The organism is Sphingomonas sp. PR090111-T3T-6A (assembly GCF_000383095.1).
Classification (GTDB): domain Bacteria; phylum Pseudomonadota; class Alphaproteobacteria; order Sphingomonadales; family Sphingomonadaceae; genus Solisphingomonas.
In genome coordinates, this window is sequence record NZ_AORL01000021.1 from 1,082,528 (window position 1) to 1,105,334 (window position 22,807).

Genomic DNA, 22,807 nt, shown 5'->3' on the forward strand with positions numbered 1-22,807 from the left:
AAAGTCCCGGCCTCTCGATAGCTCCGACGAATTGGCACGCCCGTTGCATCAAGCATGGGCGAACCCTCGTGGTCGGGCCTTTCAATCCCAAGGACGGCCGCTCGGGGCGAAAGTTTAGGGGTGGAACGAAAGAAATTTCATGAGCAACGATGCACTCTTCGGCATCCACGGCGCCGCGCTGGAGCTTCGGTCCCAGCGCATGGCGATGCTCGCCTCGAACATCGCCAACGCCGCGACGCCGGGCTTCAAGGCGCGCGACTTCGATTTCGCCAAGGCGCTCGACAGCGCGACAGGCGCCAGCGCCCAGTCCGCCACCGATGCCGCCAACGATGCGCTCGGCTATCGCGTGCCCGTGCAGGCCTCGATCGACGGCAACACCGTCGAGCTGCCCGTCGAGCAGACCAAGTTCGCCGAGAACGCCGTCGCCTACAAGGCGACGCTCACCTTCCTGCAGGGCCGTGTCGACACGGTGATGCAGGCGCTCAAGGGAGATAGCTGATGAGCGGCTCCATGTCGGTCTTCGACATCGCCAGCCGGGCGATGTCCGCGCAGGTCGTGCGGCTCAATACGGTCGCGTCGAACATGGCCAATGCCGGCACCGTCTCGACCACCAAGGAAGGCGCCTTCCGCGCGCTGAAGCCGGTCTTCTCGCAGGTGTCGGATGCGCCCGGCGTGTCGACCGTCCGCGTCGATCAGGTCGTCCAGTCCAACACCGAGCCGACCCGCCGCCACGATCCGTCCAACCCGCTCGCCGACAAGAATGGCGATGTCTGGGATGCCGGCGTCGATAGCGCGGCGGAGCTGGTCGATATGATCGACACCCAGCGCCAGTACCAGAACAACGTCCAGGTCATGCAGACCGCCAAGACGCTGACCCTCGACACCCTGAGGATCGAAAAATGACCACCACCAGCGCCACCAGCACCAACCCCTTCGCGAGCATCACCCCGCCCGCGGCGGCGACCACCACGGCCAGCTCGGGCATCGACCAGGCGGGCTTCCTGAAGCTGCTCACCACCCAGATGACGCAGCAGGACCCGACCGCGCCGATGGACACGAGCACCATGGTGCAGCAGCTCACCGAGATGTCGACCGTCTCGGGCATCACCGAGATGAACCAGTCGCTCAAGGACATGACGACCGAACTGGTTGGCAACCGGATCGGCGATGCGGCGAGCTGGATCGGCAAGAAGGCGCTGGTGGAATCCTCCACCGCCCAGCCGCTCTCCGACGGCAGCTATGGCGGCGAGATCGCGCTCACCGACGATGCGACCAGCATGAGCCTCAGCCTCGTCGACGCCAACGGCAATGCCGTGTGGTCCAAGACCTACAACAACCAGAAGGCCGGCGTCGTGGACTTCTCGTGGGACGGCAAGCTGCCGGACGGCACCGCCTCCACGGGTCCGCTCAAGGTGGTGGTCTCGGCCACGACCGCGTCGGGCCAGACCGCGCCGGCCACCGCCGTGTGGGCCACGGTGACGGGCGTCCAGTCGCCCGCCGGCGGCAGCGCCGCGCAGATCTCCACCTCGCTCGGCACGGTCGCCCCGGCGGACGTGCTGAGCCTCTCCTGATCCCTTTCCGACTGAGGAGCTGATCCCATGTCCTTCTACACTTCGCTCTCGGGCCTCAACGCCGCCCAGACCAACCTCAACGTCACGTCGAACAACATCGCCAACGTCGGCACGGTCGGCTTCAAGGCGAGCTACGCCCAGTTCGGCGACCTGATCTCGTCCTCGCCGCAGCAGGCAGCGTCCTCGGTGATCGGCTCGGGCACCAAGCTCAAGGGCGTCACCCAGCAATTCTCGCAGGGCTCGCAGGAGACGACCAGCCAGACGCTCGACCTGATGCTCTCGGGCGGCGGCTTCTTCATCACCAAGTCGGCCGGCACCGGCGCGCAGGTGAGCTACACCCGCAACGGCAGCTTCAGCCCGCTCGGCAATGGCGACGTGGTCGATTCCAACGGCAACAACGTGCAGGTCCTGCCGGTCGATCCGCTCGGCAACGTGACGGCCACCGGCCTCGGCGCGCTCCAGAGCCTCCACATCCCGGCCACCAACGGCAGCCCCAAGGCGACCAGCCAGATGGACCTGTCGATGACCTTCCCGTCGGATGCGGACCTGCCGGCCAGCCGCTCGGTCTACACCGCGTCGAACCCCTACAAGTTCGATCCGAAGGACCCGAACAGCTACAACAACGCCACCTCGATGACGGTCTATGACTCGGCCGGCGATGCGATCCCGGCGACGGTCTATTATGTCCGCACGGGCGCACCGTCCGCCGACGGCACGGTAACGGACAGCACCTGGGAAGCCCATATGTACGTGGGCGACAAGGAAGTGTTTCCGAGCGGCGCCTCGCCCGCCGGCACGCCGCTGACGCTCACCTTCGACCAGAATGGCACGATGACCTCGCCCAATCCGTCGAACACCGCCTATGACTCGGTCTCGCCGACGGGCGCCGTCGCGCCGCTGACCATCAGCGTCGATTATGGCAGCGCGACCAAGCAGGGCGCCTACGCCTTCTCGGCCGTCTCCTCCTATCAGGACGGCTCGACCACCGGCAAATTCTCGACGCTGGCGATCGACGAGAAGGGCCTCGTCACCGCCTCCTATTCGGACGGCTCGACCATCGCGCTCGGCAAGATCGCGGTCGCCAACTTCAACAACCCGTCGGGCCTGCATCAGGTCGGCAACACCACCTGGACCGCATCCGGCACCAGCGGCGATCCGGAGATCGGCGAAGCCGGCAGCGACGGCCGCGGCACGGTCTCCTCGGGCGAGCTTGAGATGTCGAACGTCGATCTCACCACCGAGCTGGTCAACCTGATCTCGGCGCAGCGCGATTTCCAGGCGAACGCCAAGGCGATCGACACCGACAAGCAGATGATCTCCTCCATCCTCAACATGCAGTGATGATGGCGGCGGGACAGGCACGGGGCTGAAACCATGGATCGGCTGATCTACACCTCGCTCTCGGCGATGCGGACCCTGATGCAGAAGCAGGCGATGACGGCGAACAACCTCGCCAACGTCAACACCGTCGGCTTCCGGGGCGATCTCACCAACAGCGAGGCGGTGTATCTGGGCACGGGCGGCGGCGCCGTCACCGCCCGCGCGCAGGCGGCCGACAGCAAGGACAGCCCCGACATGGCCACCGGCGCCAGCACCGCCACCGGGCGCGATCTCGACATCTCGCTCGATGGCGGGGCTCTCCTCGGCGTGCAGGCCAAGGACGGCACCGAAGCCTATACCCGCCGCGGTGACCTTCAGGTCTCGGAGAGCGGCCTGCTCACCACCGGCGACGGTCTGCCTGTGATGGGCGACAGCGGCCCGATCACGCTGCCGCCAGCGGACAAGGTCACGATCGACAAGACCGGCGTCATCTGGATCGTTCCTCAGGGCGGCGATCCGACGACCCCGGTGGAGACCGATCATCTGAAGCTCGTCTCCGCGACGGGCTCGCAGATCTCCAAGGGCGAGGACGGGTTGTTCCACGTCGCCAACGGCGGCGCGCTTCCTTCCGATCCCAATGCGCGCGTCACCTCGGGCGCGCTCGAAGGCTCGAACGTGAACGTCACCAAGACGCTGACCGACATGATCGACGCCAGTCGCGCCTGGGAAACCCAGGTGAAGATGCTCTCCGGCGCGAAGGAGATGGATACCTCCTCCGCCGAGCTGATGAACGTGCAGGACTGATCGGCCCGGCCGACCTGAACAAGGATAGACGACCATGACGAACGCCGCCCTCCATGTCGCCCGCACCGGCCTCGACGCTCAGCAGGAGCGGATGCAGGTCATCGCGAACAACATCTCGAACGTGAACACGACGGGCTTCAAGCGCGATCGTGCGAACTTCCAGACGCTGGCCTATCAGTACCTCACGACGCCGGGCGCGACCTCGTCGGGCGACGACAAGTACACGCAGGGCATGGCGCTCGGCGGCGGCGTTCAGATCACCGGCACGTCGCGCACCGACACGCAGGGCGCGACCCAGCAGACCGGCGGCACCTACGATCTCATGATCAACGGCGCCGGCTTCTTCCAGATCGAGCAGCCCGACGGCACCATCGCCTACACCCGCGACGGCAGCTTCACGCTGTCGCCCGAGGGTCAGGTGACCACCACGGACGGCCGCCCGTTGGTCCCGAACATCCAGGTGCCGGACGGCGTCGACAAGGTCGTGATCGGCGCGGACGGCACCGTCACCGCCACCACCTCGACCTCGGCGCAGGGCACGCAGCTCGGCAAGATCCAGCTTGCCAGCTTCGTCAACCCGACCGGCCTTCAGGCGATCGGCAACAACCTCCTCGTCGAGACGCAGGCGTCCGGCACCCCGCAGCTCGGCGATGCCGGCGTCGAGGGGCGCGGCACGATCACGCAGGGCTCGCTCGAAGCGTCGAACGTCGACGTGACGCAGGAGCTGGTCGACATGATCGAGACGCAGCGCGCCTACGAGGTGAACTCCAAGATGATCAAGGCGACGGACGAGATGCTCCAGTTCGCCAACCAGAACATGTGATCGGAGCGACCGTGACGCTCTCCCCCACCCTCCGCGTGTCGCTGACCGCACTCGCCCTCGTGCTCACCGCCGCTCCGGCCGTGGCGCACAAGGACAAGACGCCGAAGATCAGCGAATATGCGCCGACGCTCTCGCAGCCGATGCCGGCGCCGGTCGCCAACGGCGCGATCTTCCAGGCGTCGATGGGCTATGCCCCGCTGACGTCGGGCGCACGCGCCGCGATGGTGGGCGATCTCGTCACGATCGTGCTCGTCGAGAGCACGCAGGCGCAGAAGACCAACTCCGCCTCGACCGATCGCACCGGCAGCATCGGCCTCCAGCCGCCGCCGACCGGCCCGCTCTCCTTCTTCAAGGCGACCGACACGCAGATGGGCGGCACGAGCAGCTTCGCCGGCAAGGGCGCGGCCTCGCAGTCCAACCAGCTCACCGGCGCCATCACCGTCACGATCGCGCAGATCTACCCGAACGGCACCTATCTGCTGCGCGGCGAGAAGCATCTGACGCTCAATCGCGGCGACGAGACGATCCAGATCAGCGGCATCGTCCGCTCGACCGACATCGACTCCACCAACAGCGTGCTGTCCACCCGCGTGGCGGACGCCCGCATCACCTACACCGGCAAGGGCGAGATCGCGCGTGCCAGCTCGCAGGGCTGGCTCGGCCGCTTCTTCTCGCGCATCAGCCCGTTCTGAGGATCTGACGTGAAGCGCCTCTTCCTCCTCCTCGCCGCACTGGCCGGCCTCGCCGCCGCCCCCGCCCAGGCCGACCGGATCAAGGATCTCGGCACTTGGCAGGGCCTGCGCACCAACCAGTTGACCGGCTACGGCATCGTCGTCGGCCTGTCGGGCACGGGCGACGACAGCCTCGAATATGCCACGCAGGCGATGAAGGGCGTGGCCTCGCGCTTCGGCCTCCAGATCCCGCCGGGCGTGAACCCGGCCACCAAGAACGCGGCCGCCGTGCTCATCACCGCCGACCTCCCCGCCTTCGCCAAGCCGGGCCAGACGCTGGACATCACCGTCTCAGCGCTCGGCAAGGCCAAGAGCCTGCGCGGCGGCACGCTGGTGATGGCGCCGATGGTCGGCGCCGACGGCCAAATCTACGCGATGGCACAGGGCAACCTCGCCGTCGGCGGCCTCGGCGTCTCGGCGCAGGACGGCTCGAACGTCGTCGTCAACGTGCCGACCGCCGGCCGCATCCCCGGCGGTGCGACGGTGGAACGCTCGGTCGACGCCGGCTTCGCCACCTCGCCGACCATCAACTTCAACCTCTCCGAAGCCGATCTCACCACCGTCCAGCGCGTCGCGATGGTCATCAATCAGGCGATCGGCCCCGGCCGTGCACAGGCGATCGACGCCGAGACCGTGGCCGTCACCGCGCCGCAGGGCGCCGAGGCACGCACCGCCCTGATGGCCCAGCTCGAAGTGCTCAACGTCACCCCGGCAGATGCCCCCGCGCGGGTCGTTGTTAATGCTCGGACGGGAACGGTCGTTATCAATGGTGCGGTCCGCATCGCGCCGGCCGCCGTCAGCCATGGCAAGCTGACCGTGAAGGTCGACGAGAAGCCGCAGGTGTCGCAGCCCGCGCCCTTCTCCGGCGGCAAGACCACGGTGACGCCGAACAGCGCGATCTCGGTGGAGGAGAAGTCGTCGCCAGCCTTCCAGATCCAGGGCGCCAACCTGGCCGACATCGTGAAAGCGGTGAACGCCATCGGGGCCTCGCCCGCCGACCTCGTCGCCATCCTCGAAGCGCTGAAGCAAGCCGGCGCCATGAAAGCGGATTTGATCGTCCTATGATCCAGTCAGTCTCCACCGCGACCGCCACGACCTCCACGCAGGATCCGAAGGCGGCCAAGCTGAAGTCCGCAGCGCAGGCGTTCGAGGCCGTGTTCCTGCGCCAGATGATCGGCTCGATGCGTCAGGCCGGCCTCGGCGACGGGATGCTCGACAGCGACGCGTCCAACCAGTTCCGCGACATGGCCGACTCCAAGCTGGCCGACTCCATGTCGCAGAAGGGCGTGCTCGGCATCGCCGACATGCTGATCAAGCAGATGACGCCGATCGTCGAGCACAGCGCCGGCGACGCCACCACCGGAGCCAAGGCATGAGCGACCTTCTCGGGATCGGCGCCTCGGGTGTCGCCGCCTACAGCAACATGCTGTCGGCGATCGGCAACAACGTCACCAACGCGAGCACGCCGGGCTATACGCGCCGCTCGGTGACGTTCGCGCAGAACACGTCGGCCAACGCCACGAGCCTCTATTTCACCAGCCGTCCCGAATTCAGCGGCGTGTCGACGGTTGCCGTCACGCGCTCATGGAACGACTATCAGGCGGCGGTCGCCCGCACGGCCGCCGGCGAGGCCGGCCGCGCCGACGCGCGCGCCACCTGGCTCGGCAATGCGCAGAGCGCGCTCAACGACACCGCCACCGGCGTCGGCCAGAGCGCCACGACCTTCTTCAGCGCGGGCAACGCGCTGGCAGCAGATGCGGGGAGCAGCGGCAACCGTCAGGCCTTCCTGAACGCGCTCGACCAGACCGCCTCGGCCTTCCGCTCCACCGCGAGCGCCCTCGCGCAGACATCCGCCGGCATCGCCACCGCCGCGCAGACCAGCGTGCAGACGATCAATTCCGATCTCGACGCGCTCGATAAGGTGAATGCGTCGCTCAACCATCAGGTGGCGGGCTCCTCGGCGCAGGCCGACCTGATGGACCAGCGCGACCGCATCCTAGACGACCTGTCGAGCCAGATCGGCATCAACGTGAAGCTCGACGACAGCGGCGTCGCCACCGTCACGCTCGCGAATGCGAGCAGCATCCAGCTCACCGCCAGCGTCGGCAACAACAGCAGCTCGCAGTCGCCCGGCACGCGCTTCATGCTCGAACAGGGCGACAATGGCGCGCTCCAGCTTTCGGCCGTCACCGCCGGCAAGCCGCAGGCGATCGCCGCGCCGGGCGGCGAGCTGGGCGGCATGGTGGAGAGCGCGCAGACCGTCGCCGACCGGCGCAACTCGCTCAACAAGATGGCCACCGATTTCGTGAAATCGGTGAACGACTGGCAGGCGGCCGGCCTGAACCCGGCCGGCACCGCCGGCGTGCCCCTGCTGAGCGGCACGGACGCCGCGTCGATCACGCTCACCACCAACGATCCGAACGCGATCGCCGCCGCATCGTCGACCGCCAGCAACGGCAACCTGCTCAACCTCTCGTCCCTGCGCGGGGACAGCGGCCTCGAAAAGACATGGGCCGGCATGATCACCGATCAGGGCCAGATGGTGTCGGCCGCCCAGTCCGAGAACACCGCCACGTCAGCCGCCAGCAACTCCGCCTTCGCCGCGCGGGACTCCCTCACCGGCGTCGACCTCAACACCGAGGCGGGCGAGATGATCCGCTACCAGCAGGCGTACAGCGGCGCGGCCAAGGTGATCCAGGTGGCCAAGGACACGATGCAGTCCATCTTCGATCTGTTCTGAGGATTTGAACGATGCTCAACACCCAGTACAGCCTCCAGTCTGAGATCGCCCGGCAGCAGGCGCTCGAATCCCAGATCGCGCAGCTCCAGACGGACATCTCGTCGGGCGTCAGGGTGCATGTCGCCTCGGACGATCCGCAGGCCGCCGCGCGCATCGCGCAGATCGGGCGCCAGCAGGCCGACGAGACCGTCTACGCCACCAACGTCAAGCAGGGCCAGGCCATCACCTCCCTGCTCGACAGCAATCTGAGCGGCGTGCAGAATGCGCTGGTGCAGGCCAAGACGCTGATGCTCCAGGCCGCCAACGGCACGATGAGCGACAGCGACCGGCAGGCCATCATCACCTCGTTGCAGGGCCTCCAGCAGGACCTCCAGAACTTCTCGGCCCAGACGGATTCGAGCGGCAACGCCCTGTTCGTGAAGAACGGGCAGCCCACGCAGATTCCCATCGGCAACAACACCGCCGTGGCCGCGGCGGACAGCTATGACGACGTGTTCGGATCGGTCACGCTCTCCAAGGGCACCAATGCCGGCAGCACCGTCAGCATCGACGACATCCTCAGCAGCGCGATCGCCGGGCTTCAGCAGACCGATCCCACCGCGCAGCGGCAGGCGATGAATGACTCGCTCGGTGCGCTCGACGACGCGGCCAGCCATATCTCCATGGCCCAGTCCGACCTTGGCGTGCGCGAGGGCCGGTTCAACGCCGCGAGCGACGCCCTCGCCACCTCGGCGACGGACCTCAAGGCCGAGCGATCAGGCCTCGAAGATACTGACGCCACCGCGGCTTACGCGGAAATGTCGAGCAAGATGACGATCCTGAACGCTGCCCAGTCGGTGCTGGCGTCGATGAACAAGGTGTCGCTGTTCGACAAGATCAGCTGATCGCAAACGCGCCGCGAAACGCGGTGAACGGCGCGTTAGCTTAGGATTTCGTTTTCGATTGGCCGCTATCCTTGGGTCCACAGGGTGAAGCGGGCGAAGGGCGTCCGGCCCGGAATAGCGTCAACGCGGGAGTCAGTGGCCTTATGTTCGCAGCGATCGGCCTGATCGTGCTTCTCGGCATGGTGTTCGGCGGCTTCGCCTTCACCGGCGGAGACCTGCACCCGATCATCGAGGCCGTGCCGCACGAGATGATCATCATCGGCGGCGCCGCCGTCGGCGCGATCATCGCCGGCAACTCGATGAAGGAACTGAAGCAGTTCGGCGCCGGCGTCGGCAAGATCTTCAAGGGCCCGAAATACAAGAAGCAGGATTATCTCGACGCGATCTTCCTGGTGTCGACGCTGATGAAGATGCTGCGCACCTCCGGCCCGGTCGCGGTCGAACCGCATATCGAGGACCCGAAGTCGTCCACCGTCTTCGCGGACTACCCAAAGCTGCTGAAGGACGACACGCTCGTCCACCTGATCTGCGATACGCTGCGCCTCGTCGTCGTGTCCTCGGGCACGCTCGATCCGCACGCGGTCGAGGAGGTGATGGACAACAGCCTCAAGACCCACCACCACGACGACATCCGCCCCGCCGACATGCTCCAGAGCCTGGCCGACGCGCTCCCCGCGCTCGGCATCGTGGCCGCCGTGCTGGGCGTGGTGAAGACCATGGGCTCGATCGACAAGCCGCCGGCGATCCTCGGCGCGATGATCGGTTCGGCGCTGGTCGGCACCTTCATGGGCGTGCTGCTGGCTTACGGCATCGTCGGCCCCTTCGCGTCCCGCTGCCGTCAGGTGGTGGAGAGCGATGCCGCGATCTACCATGTGGTGAAGCAGATCATCATCGCCTCGCTCCACGGCCATCCGCTGCCACTGGTGATCGAGGCCGCGCGCTCCGGCATCAGCCACTCGAACCAGCCCGCCTTCGCCGACGTCTTCGACGGTATGCGGGGCCGCTAAAAGATGGCGAGCGCCGCCCCCAAGCGCGCCCGGCCCGAGGCCGAGCCCGCCAAGATCATCATCGTCAAGAAGATCATCGGCGAAGGTCATGGCGGCCATCATGGCGGCGCGTGGAAGGTCGCCTATGCCGACTTCGTGACGGCGATGATGGCCTTCTTCCTGCTGCTCTGGATTCTCGGCGCCACCACCGAGAAGCAGCGCAAGGGCATCGCCGACTATTTCTCGCCCACGCTCGTCGAGATGCGCGAGAAGTCCGCCGGCTCCAACGGCGCCTTCGGCGGCGACAGCATCATCGCCAAGGATCATTACGCCCATCGCGCCTCGCAGACGGGCTCGAAGAGCATCACCATCCCCAAGGACGCCACCGGCGGCCCGAAGGAAGGCGCGGCCGCGATCCGCACGCGCGACCGCGAGCGCTTCCGCCAGCTCAAGCAGAAGATCGAGCTGAAGATGCAGGCGAACAAGTCGCTCACCGGCCTCGCCCCGCATGTCCGCTTCACCGAGACGCCGGACGGATTGCGCATCGACATCGTCGATGGGGCGGATTTCTCGATGTTCGCGCTCGGCTCTGACGTGCTGGTGCCCCGCGCCGCGCAGCTCATCGGCGAGGTGGCGAGCACCATCGCGGACGTGCCCAACGGCGTGATCGTGCGCGGCCACACCGATGCGCTGCCCTATGCGGCCGGGCGTCAGGTGAACAACTGGACGCTCTCCTCCGCCCGCGCCGAGGCGACGCGCAAGCGGCTGGCGGACGGCCATGTCGCGCCGGATCGCTTCGTCCGCATCGAGGGCGTCGCCGATCGCGAGCCGTTCGTGCCGCAGGACATGTACGATCCGCGCAACCGCCGCATGTCGATCACGCTCGCCTGGACGGCAGGCGGCGCCGACGACGCGCAGATGCAGGCGATGCAGGCAAAAGTTGGCGGCGGCACGGCGCCGGACAGCGCGGATCGACGCGGTTTTGACGCCCGTTAAGGGATGGCTTCACGCCCCTCCCCGTTATGGAGCAACCTAGCCCTTCGGGATATCGACCCATGCTCTGTCGCCAGAAGCGGCGGAAAACCGTCATATTGTCGGATATTCCAACATCGGATTCGTTTCGGACGACGCATGTCCCATAGAGAGGGCCGCCCCGAATTGGCACAAATGCCCGGTGAGCCGGTAGACCGGTAAGCGCGTTTCGTTACGCTCGGGCCTCGGGGGGCTCCTTCGCGTGACGCAGGCTGCCGATCGGCCCTTGGGCAAGTTTCTGCATAATCCGGCCGGCCGAGGGGGCGGCCGCCGGACAATGACCCGGCGCGGTGCGATCCGTCCGCCTGCCGGGAGAAGGCGGGGGAGAAGGGCGCCGATGTTGGAGAAGATGAAGCGGACGCTGGAAGGCGTCTTCCCTGGCGGTCATGGAATTTCGGCGCTGGAGCGCAATGCGCCCCGCCTTTCCATCGCGAGCGATCTGGATCACGCCCCCTCGCCCGAGATCGTCGACCATCTCCGCGTGCAGGGCGTGCCGATCAGCTTCTTCCTGCGCGGCACCTGCATCGAGCCCCATCCCCAACCCGCTCCCCTGACGAGCGACGGGGAAGCCCTCTATGCGCGCGGCTATGACGCGTTCGGCATGGATCGGATTCCGCCCGAACCCTTCTTCGCCAGACCCGACCGCGACGACGATCTCGTCACCCGTCTCCAGCCGGAACCCACGCCCTGTTTCGTCCGCCTTCCCCATGGGGGCGGCCATCACATGCTGCGCGTGCATCGCCTGCTCCGGGATCGGGTGTCGGACTGGCTGCTAGTTCATTGGGCGGGATCGTCCGGCGCTCAGGAATATGAGGATGAGCAGAAGCTCCTCGCCCACTGCCGGGAAGCCGCAAAACGGACTTTTGCCGATCGGCGCATCTCCGGCACCGTCATCCTCATGCATGGCGATCCGACGGACATGAACGTCTCGCTCATGACACAGGTGGCGCCGCTGCTGCTGCGCGAGGTGCTTTCCGGTGCGCACCATCCGCACTGGACGGTGATCGGGATCGGCGTGCCCGTCCCTGCCTGAAATCGCCGCGTGCGGGGCGTCATCGTCCCGCATCGGAACAGTCTTCCGCCGGAACGGCAAAAAAGCCTGTCCGGGGAGAGACATCCTGTGGGATCGTGCCACCCAAAGACCGCACATGGAATGACGTCCGGAGCGATCGTCGCCGCGGGCCTTCCTGTGAAACGGCGGGACGCGCGGCGTGCGAAGCCATGAAGGGGGCGCACCCATGGGCCAACAGCGGATCACGATCATCTCGAACTGCGAGCTGAGCCGCGAGGGATCGAAGCGCCTGATCCTCTCGCACGGCCTCCCGGCGGCCAGCCTCTCCTTCGCGGAAGCGGAGCGCCTTTCCGTCGGACAGGACGACCCGCTCCATCTCCTGCTCGTCGAAGGCGACAGCGAAGCCGGCGCACTGGCGATGGCGCTCCGGCTACGGGGCCGTTTCCTCAACTCCCCGATCGCGCTGCTCTGCCCGGATTTTCCTCTGGCCTTCCTGCAGAACGGCCTCGCCGCGGGGATCAACGGCTTCCTGACGCGCGACATGCCGTTCGCCGCGCTGCTCCACAGCCTGCGCCTGATCCTGACCGGGCAGAAGATATTGCCGACCCGCTGCATCGAGCATCTGATGGGATCGGAAGTCTCCGTCCTCCTGCCCGACTGGAACGAGATCGCCGATCACCGGCAGCTCTCGCAACGCGAAGTCGGCGTGCTGCACTGCCTGGTGGAAGGGGACGCCAACAAGGTGATCTCCCGCCGGCTGAATATCGCCGAGCCGACGGTGAAGGTGCACATCAAGGCCATTCTGCGCAAACTCAACGTCGGCAACCGCACGCAGGCCGCGGTATGGGCGGTCAGCCGGCGTACTGCATCCTGACAGGCTTATGCGTCGTCACAGGCCGCCAGACTCTGCTCCTCGAGCAGCCCCTGATTGACGACCCAGATCGCCGCCTGCGTGCGGTTGAGGACATGGAGCTTCCGCAGGATCGCCTTCACATGCACCTTCACCGTCGCCTCGGCGATGCCGAGCTTGCGGGCGATGACTTTGTTGGCGTCTCCTTCCACCAGACAGCGCAGAATGCCGATCTCTCGCTCGGAAAGATTGTTGCGGGTCTTCACGTCGTCCCACTTGGCGACCGCCGCGACATGGCCGTTGGAGGCGAAGTCCTCGACGAATTCGGTGGGGAGGATCTTCTCCCCCATCGACACCAGTTCCAGCATCAGGATCAGCGGTTCGTAGGAGACCTGTCGCGCCAGATAGCCGTCCGCGCCCATGGTGAGCGATCGGCGAACCGTCGCGGTGTCGCAGCCGTCGCCGATGAGGACGATGCGCGCGGACTTGAGCTGCTCCCGGATCGCCGCGCAGGCAACCAGCCCTGCCTCCGCGGACTGGGCATCGACGATGATGACATGCTCCGGCTCGTCGTCCAGTTCGCCGGCCACCTTGCCGATCTCATCCACCGCCCGGCAGCGCGTTTCGAACCCGCCTTCCACGAGGAGGCGCTTCAGCCCTTCCCGAGCGATCTCGTTGTCGCCAAATAGTGAGATGTGCGCAGATTTGGCCATGCCAACCCCCGGAATGACAGCCCACTGACCCGCTCCGCAACACTCCATCAACTCGACCGAAACCTTGGAGGTTTTCTGGTTCGCCCTCCGAAAGTATTAATATACTCGGAGGCCCTCCAGTAACAAGGCGTTAACCAACCAATCTGTCACAAGTGCCCATATCCGGTACAAATCTTTTGGGCTTTGGTCTAAACTTGGTAGGTAGCTGCGGGTTGTTTCGGGCAAACAATAATGAAGAACAGAACCTCGAACCGGCCTTGGTGCGAGGAAATAATGGATGTCCCGATCATCTCGTGCGGATGCCCCCTCTACTCCGGAGGGATGGAGGCTCACTCATTCGGCTGATTTTACCGCCGAATCGGCGCTCTCAGGGCATTCGGCGGCACGGCCGACAGGCGGGGTGATTCTCGCCGGGGCGTGATGCACAAGGGACGAGGCGAATGCCGCCTCCCCGGGCGGGAGGCGGATCGGAACGCCGTGTCGAAGCCGGCGTCAGCCCATCGCCTTGACGATTTCCTCCACCATCTTCTTGGCATCGGCAAGAAGCATCATGGTATTGTCGCGGTAGAATACCTCGTTATCGACACCCGCATAGCCGACGCCACCCATCGAGCGCTTCACGAACAGCACCGTCTTGGCCTTCTCCACATCCAGCACGGGCATGCCGTAGATGGGCGAGGACTTGTCGGTCTTGGCGGCCGGGTTGGTGACGTCGTTGGCGCCGATCACGAAGGCGACATCGCTCTGGGCGAACTCGCCGTTGATGTCTTCCAGCTCGAACACCTCGTCATAGGGGACGTTGGCTTCGGCCAGCAGCACGTTCATATGGCCCGGCATACGGCCCGCAACAGGGTGGATGGCGTACTTCACGCGCACGCCTTCCTTCTTGAGCAGGTCGCCCATCTCGCGCAGCGCGTGCTGCGCCTGCGCCACCGCCATGCCATAGCCCGGCACGATGATGACCTGCTCGGCTTGCTTCATCAGGAAAGCAGCGTCCTCGGCCGAGCCGCGCTTCCACGGACGGTCGATCGCCGCCGCCCCGCCCGACGCGCCCGCCTCGGTGCCAAAGCCGCCGGCGATCACGCTGATGAAGCTCCGGTTCATCGCGCGGCACATGATGTAGGAGAGGATCGCACCCGACGAGCCCACCAGCGCGCCGGTGATGATCATCGCCGTGTTGTGCAGCGTGAAGCCCATCGCGGCCGCCGCCCAGCCCGAATAGCTGTTCAGCATCGACACCACGACCGGCATGTCCGCCCCGCCGATCGGCACGATCAGCAGGAAGCCGATGACGAAGCTCAGCGCCGTGATCGCAGCGAAGACAGGCAGCGCGTCGTCGGTGAGGAAATAGCCGATCAGCGCGACGATCAGCGCCAGCGTGCCGAGATTGATGACATGGCGCGCCGGCAGCAGGATCGGCTTGCCCGACATGTTGCCGTTGAGCTTGAGGAAGGCGATCACCGAGCCCGAGAAGGTGATGGCGCCGATCGCGATGCCCAGCCCCATCTCGATCCGGCTGACCTGGTGGATATGCCCGGTCGCGAGATCGAGGATGCCGAACGCGCCCGGATTGGCATAGGCCGCCACCGCCACCAGTACCGCCGCGAGGCCGACCAGCGAGTGGAAGGCCGCGACGAGCTGCGGCATCGCCGTCATCTGGATGCGCCGCGCCACCACGAAGCCGATGCCACCGCCGATCGCCATTGCCACGATGATCTCGGGCAGGCTGGCAATCCGGTGCGTGACGAGCGTCGTGCCCACCGCCAGCACCATGCCGACCATGCCGAAGCGGTTGCCCCGCCGGCTGCTCTCCGGGCTCGACAGCCCGCGCAGCGCGAGGATGAAGCACAACCCCGCGATCAGATAGATGAACGCCACCCACGGGTTGACGGCAACGGCTTCGGACATTCCTTAAACCCCCAGATGTCGGTGCCGGATCACTTGGCCGCCGGCCGATCCTTCTTCTTGTACATGGCGAGCATCCGCTCGGTGACGGCGAACCCGCCGAAGATATTGACGCTCGCCAGCACCACGGCGGCGAGGCCAAGCCATTTGGACGTGGTCGATCCTTCCGCCGCCGACGCGATCAGCGCGCCGACGATGATGACCGAGGAGATGGCATTGGTGACGGACATCAGCGGCGTGTGCAGCGCCGGCGTCACCGACCAGACGACATAATAGCCCACGCAGCAGGCCAGCATGAAGATCGACAGGACCGAAACGAAATCCATGGGAACGGCTCCTATTGCGTCGCGGTCGTGCGGAACGGGCGTCGGGCGGCGCTCATCCGAGCAGCCTCGGGTTCACGACCTTCCCGTCCTTCGTCAGGCGGATCGCGTCGCCGATCTCCTCGTCGAGCACGGGCGCGCCCTTCTCCTTGTCCCAGAAGGCGGAGAGGAAGTTGAAATGGTTGCGCGCGAACAGCGCCGAGGCATCCGCCGCGAGCCGGGACGGTACGTTGCGATGGCCCACGATCTTGACGCCATGCCGCACCACCACCTCGCCCGGAACCGCACCCTCGACATTGCCGCCCGCCTCGACCGCGAGATCGACGATCACCGAGCCCGGCCGCATCGTCGCGATCTGCGCGTCGGAGATCAGGCGCGGCGCGGGGCGGCCCGGAATGAGCGCCGTCGTGATGACGATGTCCTGCTTGGCGATATGGCTGGAGACCAGCTCCGCCTGAGCCTTCTGATATTCGGGCGACATCTCGGTGGCATAGCCGCCCGAGCCTTCGCCCTCGATCCCGGCGACATTCTCGACGAAGATCGGCTTCGCCCCGAGCGACAGGATCTGCTCTTTGGTGGCCGATCGCACGTCGGTAGCCGACACCTGCGCGCCCAGACGGCGCCCGGTGGCGATCGCCTGGAGGCCGGCGACGCCGACGCCCATCACGAACAGCCGCGCGGCTGAGACCGTGCCCGCCGCCGTCATCATCATCGGGAAGGCACGGCCATATTCGCTCGCCGCATCCAGCACCGCCTTGTAGCCGGAAAGGTTCGACTGCGACGAAAGAATGTCCATCGACTGCGCGCGCGTGATGCGCGGCATGAACTCCATCGCCAGCGCCTCGATCCCGGCGGCGGCATAGGCATCCACCCGCGCCCGCTCACCAAAGGGGTTGAGCGCCGCCGCGAGCCAGACGCCCGGCTTCGCACCGGAGAGGCTCGCCGGATCAGGCCCCTGCACGCCGAGCAGGATATCCGCCCCCGAAATGACTTCGGCCCGAGTCGCAACCTTGGCGCCAGCCTCCGCGAAAGCCGCATCGGCGATCGACGCGCCCTCGCCCGCCCCCGCTTCCACGGCCACTTCCGCGCCGAGCCCGATGAATTTTTTCACCGTCTCGGGCGTCACGGACACCCGCCGTTCCCCCGCCGCGCTCTCCCTGAGCGCCCCGATCTTCGCCATCCGCCGTCAGTTCGCGATGAGCAGGATGACGACAAACGCCGCAAGGAAACAGGCAGCAGCACCATATTTCAACAGCCTGACGAAACTGCCATAGGTTTGCTGATGAGCATTCATCTCAACGTGGGAGCTTTCCGCCATCGGTTCCTCGCTGGATTGCAGTGCGCAGATTTCTACCTGCCTGACTCCGGGCTGCAAGCCTAATCATATGTAGGGTGATTAAGCCTGTCTTTACCTGACGACGTTACCGACAAGACCAATTCCAGAGGAAACGGAATGCCGCGCGAGACGATCCGAAGCCTTTTGCTGATCGATGAGGATGCCGGCCAGCGGCGTCTCGTCTCCGCCATCGCCGCCCGCGCTGGCTGGCGGACCATCGTCGCGGACGTCGGCCCGGATTCGCTCTCCTCGCTCTCCACGCCGCAGGGCAGCACCATCGAGGCGATCCTGATCGACCAGCGGGACGACACGCCCACCATGGTCGCGGAGCTGCGCGCGAAGCATCCCGACAAGGCCGTCCACGTCCTCACCGAAATGGCGGGTCTCGCCGTCGCGGTGGAGGCGATGCGGCAGGGCGCGACGGACTATCTGGTGAAGCCCATCGCGCCGGACCGCCTGCTCGCCGCCCTCGACGCCGCCGCCAACCGCCAGTCGATCGAGGGCGAGCTGCGCCCGATGGCGGAGAAGCTGTGGCAACCGCTCGCCTTCGACGAGATCGTCGGCACCGGCACCGCCTTCCGCGCCGCCGTCGCCACCGCCGCCAAGGCCGCTCGCGCCCGCATCCCCGTGCTGATCGAAGGCGAGCGCGGCACCGGCAAGGAGATGTTCGCCGAGGCGATCCACGCCGCCTCCCCGCGCGCCCAGCGCCCGCTGGTGGTGATCGATTGCGGCGCCATCCCCGCCAACGTCATCGATTCGGATCTGTTCGGCCATGAGCGCGGCGCCTTCGCCGGCGCCTTCGAGCGCAAGCCCGGCCGTTTCGTCGAAGCCGACGGCGGCACGCTGTTCCTCGACGATGTCTCCTCGCTCGCGCTCGACACGCAGGCGCGGCTCCTCGCGACGATCGAGACGGGGCGCATCTGGCCGCTGGGCAGCCGGGGCTATCGCGAGGTCGACATCCGCATCATCGCCGCCAGCCGCATGTCGCTGGCCGAGGAGGTCGCCGCCGGACGCTTCCGCGAGGATCTGCTCTATCGCCTCGCCGGCGTGCATGTGGCGGTCCCGCCGCTACGCGAGCGGATGGGCGACCTGCCGCTGCTCGTCCGCCACCTGCTCGACCGTATCGCCCACCAGCCGGGCCTGCGCGAGCTGGAGATCACCGACGACGCGCTGGCCCTGCTCGCCGGCTATGACTGGCCGGGCAATGTCCGCCAGCTCCAGAACGCGCTGTTCCGCGCCGCCGTGCTGTGCGACGCGCCGTCGCTGACGACCGCCGACTTCCCGCAGATCGCGCAGGAGAGCTTCTCCCGCCGCCGCCAGCCGCGCGGCAACGGGCTCGGCCATCGCGTGCCGGTGTCGCCCTCGGGCGGGGTGACACTCTACACGCCCGACGGCCATCTCCGCCCGCTCGACGAGATCGAGGCCGACGTGATCCGCCATGCGATCAGCCATTATCGCGGCCGGATGAGCGAAGTGGCGCGCCGCCTCGGGATCGGGCGCTCGACGCTCTACCGCAAGCTCGGCGAACTGGGGATCGATACGGCGGCCTGAGGCCCTCGCTTCAGCCCCGCCTCCTCCAACGTCATCCCGGACTTGATCCGGGATCCCGCTTCTTTCTTCTTCAGCGCCGAGAAGGCAGCTAGACCCTGGATCAAGTCCGGGGTGACGAAGAAGCCTACGGCGTCAGCGCCTCATCCCTCAGCCCGCGCCACACGCGCAGCGCCTGCACCGTCTCGAACACGTCGTGGACGCGCAATATCTGCACGCCCTGCGCCGCGCCCTTGAGCGCCAACGTGATCGATCCACCGAGCCGCTGGCTCACATCCGCCTCGCCCGAGAGCGCGCCGACGATCCGCTTGCGGCTCGCGCCCAGCACGATCGGCAGACCGAGCGCATGGAACAGCGATAGCCCATTCAGGATCGCCAGATTGTGCCGCAGCGTCTTGCCGAAGCCGATGCCCGGATCGATCAGCAGCCGCTCGCGCGCCACGCCCGCGGCCGTCACCGCCGCGATGCGCTCCTCCAGCCAATCGTAAACATCGAGCAGCGCGTCGCGATATTGCGGGTCCTGCTGCATCGTCTCGGGCGAACCCTGATGATGCATCAGCACCACCGGGCAGTCGCTCGCCGCCACGACACGCAGCGCCTCGCTGTCATAGGTGAACGCCGAGACATCGTTGATGATGTGCGCGCCCGCCGCGAGGCCCGCCGCCATCACCGCGCTCTTCCGCGTATCAAGCGAGAGCGCCGCGCCACTCGCCTTCAACCGCTCGATCACGGGGACGACGCGGGCGATCTCGTCGCCTTCCCAGACGGTCTTGGCGCCCGGCCTCGTGGACTCGCCACCGATGTCGATGATCGCCGCCCCCGCCGACGCCAGCGCCACCGCATGGTCGGCGGCCTCGGCGGGCTGCTCCTCCAGACCCTTGCCGGTCGAGAAGCTGTCGGGCGTGACGTTGACGATGCCCATCACCTGCGGCTGGTCGAGCCGGACGACGCGCTCGCCCAGCGTCAGCGGCGCACGGGCCTCGGTGAGGCGGCCGAGCTGCCGGCCCGCGGAGGTCCGCTGCGGCTCGGGCAGGCTGTCGACGAAATCCTCGATCCGCTCGACGGGGACGAGGGCATGGTCGAAGCGCCCGTGCGCATCCGCCGCCAGCACCTCGACCATCGAGAACCAGACCAGCCCGCCCGCCAGCCGCATCGTCTGCCCGTCATAGCCGAAAGGCGCGTCGACGAAGCCGGTGGGCCGGAGATAGATCTGCGCGGAGCGGCCGCGCCGCGCGATCTCGGCGGAGATCATGCCGCCGGCTGGCTCGCGATATAGGCCTGGCGGAGCGTGTCGATCGGCTCCAGCTTGCCGTTGCGCTCATAGTGCCAGAAGGTCCAGCCGTTGCACGACGGCGCGCCCTGCAACTCGGCGCCGAGCTTGTGGATCGAGCCGGTGCGGCTGTCATGCGTCAGCGAGCTGTCGGCGCGCACGCTGGCGCTCCAGCGGCGCTTGGCGTCCATCAGCACCGCGCCCGGCTCCAGCAGCCCCGCCTCGACCAGCGCGCCGAAGGGCACGCGCGGCGTCGATTTGCGCGACGGCATCACCATCATTGCGCTCTCGTCGAGCGGAAGCGCAGCGGCGATGCGCTCGCGCGCCACGCGGATGTAGCGCGGCTCGCGCTCGATGCCGATCCAGCGGCGGCCGAGGCGCTTGGCGACCGCGCCCGTCGTGCCCGTGCCGAAAAAGGGATCGAGCACCACATCCCCCGGCTTCGTCGTCGCCAACAGGATGCGATAGAGCAGAGCTTCCGGCTTCTGCGTCGGGTGCGCCTTGCCACCCTCGTCGTCCTTGAGGCGCTCGCCGCCCGAGCAGATCGGCAGCACCCAGTCCGAGCGCATCTGGAGATCGTCGTTGAGCGCCTTCATCGCCTTGTAGTTGAAGGTGTAGCGCGCGGTCTCGGACTTGGCGGCCCAGATCAGGGTCTCGTGCGCGTTGGTGAAGCGCGTGCCCTTGAAGTTGGGCATCGGGTTCGCCTTGCGCCACACGATGTCGTTGAGGATCCAGTAGCCCTCGTCCTGGAGATTGGCGCCGACGCGGAAGATGTTGTGGTAGCTGCCGATCACCCAGAGCGTGCCGTCGTCCTTGAGGATGCGGCGCGCCTCCTTGAGCCAGGCGCGGGTGAAGCGATCATAGGTCGCGTAGCTTTCGAACTTGTCCCAGTCGTCGTCGACGGCATCCACCTGGCTGCCGTCCGGGCGGAAGAGATCGCCGCCGAGCTGGAGATTGTAGGGCGGATCAGCGAAGATGCAGTCGACCGACTTGTCGGGCATCGCCTTCATGGCGCGCACGCAATCGTCGCGCACAATCTGGTCGAGCGGCAGCACACCCTCAGCGGCTCGCGCCTGAGCCACGCGCGTCTGCACACCAACATCGAACTGCCCCATGACGCGAACCCTTATACACCGATTGACACTGTCAGATGGGTGCTAAGTGATTCCCCGCGACTCGACCGTCAAGCATAAAAACCCCCGGAATCCCGCGAGTCGCGGCGGTACAGAGAGAGAACCGATTCCCTCCGACACCAGATATGGGAGTCAGGGCGACTCGCCTGACTCAACCCCTAGTGGTGTGACTCAAACGACTCAGTTCACACTTAGGGTAAATTTCGCACGTTTCGGACGACTGCTCCTCCCCTGCCTCGTCACCCCGGACTTGATCCGGGGTCCAGCTCCCTTCTTCCAGCGATGAACAGGGAAGAAGCGGGATCCCGGATCAAGTCCGGGATGACGGCAGGTCAGAGCGCCAGCACCAACTGCGCGACCGGCGCGAAGCTGCGGCGATGGAGCGGCGTCGGGCCGAGTTCGATGAGCGCCGCGCGGTGCTCGGCGGTGCCGTAGCCCTTGTTCTGCCGCCAGCCATAGCCGGGATATTGCCCGTCATAATCCAGCATCATCCGGTCGCGCGTCACCTTGGCGATGATCGAGGCCGCCGCGATCGAGCGGCTGAGCGCGTCGCCCGAGACGATGGCCGTCGCGGGGTGCCGCCACTTGGGCAGCGCATTCCCGTCGACCAGCACCATCCCCGGATCGACGCCCAGCGCATCCACCGCGCGGTTCATGGCGAGCATGGTGGCGTGATAGATGTTGAGCCGGTCGATCTCTTCCACGTCGACGATGCCGACGCCCCAGCCCGTCGAGGAACGCACGATGCGGTCGTAGAGCCCTTCGCGGGCGGCTTCGCTGAGCTTCTTGGAGTCATCGATGCCGCGCGGCACGCGCCGCCGGTCGAGGATGACGGCCGCCGCGACCACAGGGCCGGCGAGCGGCCCGCGCCCCGCCTCGTCGACGCCGGCGCAGGGTTCGGGATGGTCTCGCTCGTAACGGAAGCTGGGAGGCATGACGCCCCTCTACGGCGATCGGGCCCGCCAAGGAACCGTCAATGCGCCAAACCGCCGTCAAGCATATGCTCATCTTTGCAGCGCATGATGGCGCCACAGGGGGATGATGCCATGAGTCTCTGGAAGGGGGCGCGACCGGCGCCGATTTCGCCGAAGCTGGTGCTGATCGTGATCGGCGGCAGCTTCTGTCTCGGCTTCGTGGCGCTGGCCGGCCACTGAAGACGAAGCGGGCGGAGGCCGGCAAGCCCCCGCCCCGGCCGATCAGGCCGTCTGGCGCTTCAGCCGCGCCGCATAGCTCTTGCGGAACTTCTGGAGCTTGGGCGCGACGACCGCCATGCAATAGGCGTTCTCCGAGCCCTGCCGCTCGAAATATTCCTGGTGATAGTCTTCGGCGACATACCAGGGCGCGAGCGGCTCGATCGTGGTGACGACCGGCTCATCATGCTCCTCCTGCGCACGCGCGATCGCGGCGCGGGCGGAAGCCTCCTGCCCGGGCGAATGCGGGAAGATCGCCGAGCGATACTGCGTGCCGACATCGTTGCCCTGACGGTTGAGCTGTGTCGGGTTGTGGATGTGGAAGAAGATGTCGAGCAGGTCGTCATAGCTGATGACGTCCGGGTCGAAGGTGATGCGCACCGCCTCGGCATGGCCGGTGTCGCCCTCGCACACCCGCTTGTAGCTCGGGCTCTCGACTGTGCCGCCGGTGTAGCCACTCTCCACGGACTCGATGCCGAGCACGTCGTCGAACACCGCCTCGACGCACCAGAAGCAGCCCCCTGCCAGCGTCGCGATCTCCTGCGCCATTTCCTCACTCCGAAGCTAGAGAATATCTTGGCGCAGAGGGTGGTGCTCCGGAACGGGATTTTCAACAGTCCAACCCGACGAAAGGCG

General features: G+C 66.7%; 25 protein-coding genes. 16 read left to right on the forward strand and 9 right to left on the reverse strand.

Translation table 11 applies throughout. The features are described 5' to 3' along the window. Positions 1-139 precede the first annotated feature (139 nt). The 15 genes from flgB to ST3T6A_RS20930 all read left to right on the forward strand — a co-directional run bounded on the left by flgB (position 140) and on the right by ST3T6A_RS20930 (position 12,777). Positions 140-499: a flagellar basal body rod protein FlgB gene (flgB, locus tag ST3T6A_RS0115370; protein WP_019833839.1), complete on the forward strand. Its 360-nt coding sequence runs from the start codon at positions 140-142 to the stop codon at positions 497-499. Further along, on the forward strand, positions 499-903 hold the full coding sequence (gene flgC, locus ST3T6A_RS0115375) for a flagellar basal body rod protein FlgC (protein WP_019833840.1): 405 nt from the start codon (positions 499-501) through the stop codon (positions 901-903). Before flgB ends, flgC begins: the two co-directional genes overlap by 1 nt. After that, positions 900-1,571: a flagellar hook assembly protein FlgD gene (locus ST3T6A_RS0115380; protein ID WP_019833841.1), complete on the forward strand. Its 672-nt coding sequence runs from the start codon at positions 900-902 to the stop codon at positions 1,569-1,571. Before flgC ends, ST3T6A_RS0115380 begins: the two co-directional genes overlap by 4 nt. A 27-nt stretch (positions 1,572-1,598) precedes the next feature. Continuing rightward, a complete protein-coding gene (locus tag ST3T6A_RS0115385; RefSeq protein WP_019833842.1) occupies positions 1,599-2,912 on the forward strand; it encodes a flagellar hook protein FlgE in 1,314 nt (437 codons plus the stop codon). A 33-nt stretch (positions 2,913-2,945) separates the two neighbouring features. Continuing rightward, positions 2,946-3,695 carry a flagellar basal body rod protein FlgF gene (locus ST3T6A_RS0115390; RefSeq protein ID WP_019833843.1) on the forward strand — a complete coding sequence of 250 codons (750 nt, stop codon included), beginning with the start codon at positions 2,946-2,948 and terminating at the stop codon, positions 3,693-3,695. Positions 3,696-3,729: 34 nt separating this feature from the next. Then, positions 3,730-4,518 carry a flagellar basal-body rod protein FlgG gene (gene flgG, locus ST3T6A_RS0115395; RefSeq protein ID WP_019833844.1) on the forward strand — a complete coding sequence of 263 codons (789 nt, stop codon included), beginning with the start codon at positions 3,730-3,732 and terminating at the stop codon, positions 4,516-4,518. After that, entirely contained in the window at positions 4,515-5,210 is a 696-nt protein-coding gene (locus ST3T6A_RS0115400) for a flagellar basal body L-ring protein FlgH (RefSeq protein WP_019833845.1), read from the forward strand. The genes flgG and ST3T6A_RS0115400 overlap by 4 nt, the downstream gene beginning before the upstream one ends. 9 nt (positions 5,211-5,219) lie before the next feature. Continuing rightward, positions 5,220-6,314 carry a flagellar basal body P-ring protein FlgI gene (locus tag ST3T6A_RS0115405; RefSeq protein WP_019833846.1) on the forward strand — a complete coding sequence of 365 codons (1,095 nt, stop codon included), beginning with the start codon at positions 5,220-5,222 and terminating at the stop codon, positions 6,312-6,314. Further along, the gene (locus ST3T6A_RS0115410) at positions 6,311-6,625 is read left to right on the forward strand and encodes a rod-binding protein (RefSeq protein ID WP_019833847.1); all 315 of its coding nucleotides are present in this window, start codon (positions 6,311-6,313) and stop codon (positions 6,623-6,625) included. Before ST3T6A_RS0115405 ends, ST3T6A_RS0115410 begins: the two co-directional genes overlap by 4 nt. Then, positions 6,622-7,989, forward strand: a complete 1,368-nt coding sequence (gene flgK / locus ST3T6A_RS0115415; RefSeq protein ID WP_019833848.1) for a flagellar hook-associated protein FlgK — start codon at positions 6,622-6,624, stop codon at positions 7,987-7,989. The genes ST3T6A_RS0115410 and flgK overlap by 4 nt, the downstream gene beginning before the upstream one ends. A gap of 11 nt (positions 7,990-8,000) precedes the next feature. After that, positions 8,001-8,873, forward strand: coding sequence for a flagellin N-terminal helical domain-containing protein (locus tag ST3T6A_RS0115420; RefSeq protein ID WP_019833849.1), 873 nt, complete (start codon positions 8,001-8,003; stop codon positions 8,871-8,873). Between the two features lie 143 nt (positions 8,874-9,016). Then, positions 9,017-9,880 (forward strand): flagellar motor stator protein MotA, encoded by an 864-nt coding sequence (gene motA, locus ST3T6A_RS0115425; protein WP_019833850.1) that lies wholly within the window; start codon positions 9,017-9,019, stop codon positions 9,878-9,880. A 3-nt stretch (positions 9,881-9,883) separates the two neighbouring features. Then, entirely contained in the window at positions 9,884-10,855 is a 972-nt protein-coding gene (locus tag ST3T6A_RS0115430; RefSeq protein WP_019833851.1) for a flagellar motor protein MotB, read from the forward strand. A gap of 373 nt (positions 10,856-11,228) precedes the next feature. Next, complete coding sequence (locus ST3T6A_RS0115435) at positions 11,229-11,924, forward strand: hypothetical protein (RefSeq protein WP_019833852.1); 696 nt, start codon at positions 11,229-11,231, stop codon at positions 11,922-11,924. 205 nt (positions 11,925-12,129) lie between these two features. Then, positions 12,130-12,777, forward strand: a complete 648-nt coding sequence (locus ST3T6A_RS20930; protein ID WP_019833853.1) for a LuxR C-terminal-related transcriptional regulator — start codon at positions 12,130-12,132, stop codon at positions 12,775-12,777. A 5-nt stretch (positions 12,778-12,782) separates the two neighbouring features. Here the strand turns inward: ST3T6A_RS20930 and ST3T6A_RS20365 are convergent, their stop codons facing one another. The 5 genes from ST3T6A_RS20365 to ST3T6A_RS21250 form a co-directional block, all read right to left on the reverse strand. After that, positions 12,783-13,466: a LuxR C-terminal-related transcriptional regulator gene (locus ST3T6A_RS20365; RefSeq protein ID WP_019833854.1), complete on the reverse strand. Its 684-nt coding sequence runs from the start codon at positions 13,464-13,466 to the stop codon at positions 12,783-12,785. Positions 13,467-13,958: 492 nt separating this feature from the next. After that, on the reverse strand, positions 13,959-15,374 hold the full coding sequence (locus tag ST3T6A_RS0115450) for an NAD(P)(+) transhydrogenase (Re/Si-specific) subunit beta (RefSeq protein ID WP_026359760.1): 1,416 nt from the start codon (positions 15,372-15,374) through the stop codon (positions 13,959-13,961). Positions 15,375-15,403: 29 nt separating this feature from the next. Beyond that, the gene (locus ST3T6A_RS0115455; protein ID WP_019833856.1) at positions 15,404-15,697 is read right to left on the reverse strand and encodes an NAD(P) transhydrogenase subunit alpha; all 294 of its coding nucleotides are present in this window, start codon (positions 15,695-15,697) and stop codon (positions 15,404-15,406) included. A gap of 52 nt (positions 15,698-15,749) precedes the next feature. After that, positions 15,750-16,874: an NAD(P) transhydrogenase subunit alpha gene (locus ST3T6A_RS0115460; RefSeq protein WP_019833857.1), complete on the reverse strand. Its 1,125-nt coding sequence runs from the start codon at positions 16,872-16,874 to the stop codon at positions 15,750-15,752. A gap of 6 nt (positions 16,875-16,880) precedes the next feature. Then, positions 16,881-17,012 carry an aa3-type cytochrome c oxidase subunit IV gene (locus ST3T6A_RS21250; RefSeq protein ID WP_019833858.1) on the reverse strand — a complete coding sequence of 44 codons (132 nt, stop codon included), beginning with the start codon at positions 17,010-17,012 and terminating at the stop codon, positions 16,881-16,883. A 135-nt stretch (positions 17,013-17,147) separates the two neighbouring features. Between ST3T6A_RS21250 and ST3T6A_RS0115470 the strand changes: the two genes are divergently transcribed. Then, entirely contained in the window at positions 17,148-18,581 is a 1,434-nt protein-coding gene (locus ST3T6A_RS0115470) for a sigma-54-dependent transcriptional regulator (protein ID WP_019833859.1), read from the forward strand. A 124-nt stretch (positions 18,582-18,705) separates the two neighbouring features. On the opposite strand, the gene folP is transcribed toward ST3T6A_RS0115470, so the two are convergent. The 4 genes from folP to msrA form a co-directional block, all read right to left on the reverse strand. Further along, positions 18,706-19,830, reverse strand: coding sequence for a dihydropteroate synthase (gene folP, locus ST3T6A_RS0115475; protein WP_019833860.1), 1,125 nt, complete (start codon positions 19,828-19,830; stop codon positions 18,706-18,708). Continuing rightward, positions 19,827-20,963, reverse strand: a complete 1,137-nt coding sequence (locus ST3T6A_RS0115480; protein ID WP_019833861.1) for a DNA methyltransferase — start codon at positions 20,961-20,963, stop codon at positions 19,827-19,829. Before ST3T6A_RS0115480 ends, folP begins: the two co-directional genes overlap by 4 nt. 350 nt (positions 20,964-21,313) lie before the next feature. Beyond that, positions 21,314-21,916 carry a ribonuclease HII gene (locus tag ST3T6A_RS0115485; protein ID WP_019833862.1) on the reverse strand — a complete coding sequence of 201 codons (603 nt, stop codon included), beginning with the start codon at positions 21,914-21,916 and terminating at the stop codon, positions 21,314-21,316. A gap of 261 nt (positions 21,917-22,177) precedes the next feature. After that, positions 22,178-22,720 (reverse strand): peptide-methionine (S)-S-oxide reductase MsrA, encoded by a 543-nt coding sequence (gene msrA, locus ST3T6A_RS0115495; protein ID WP_019833864.1) that lies wholly within the window; start codon positions 22,718-22,720, stop codon positions 22,178-22,180. Positions 22,721-22,807: the final 87 nt, after the last annotated feature.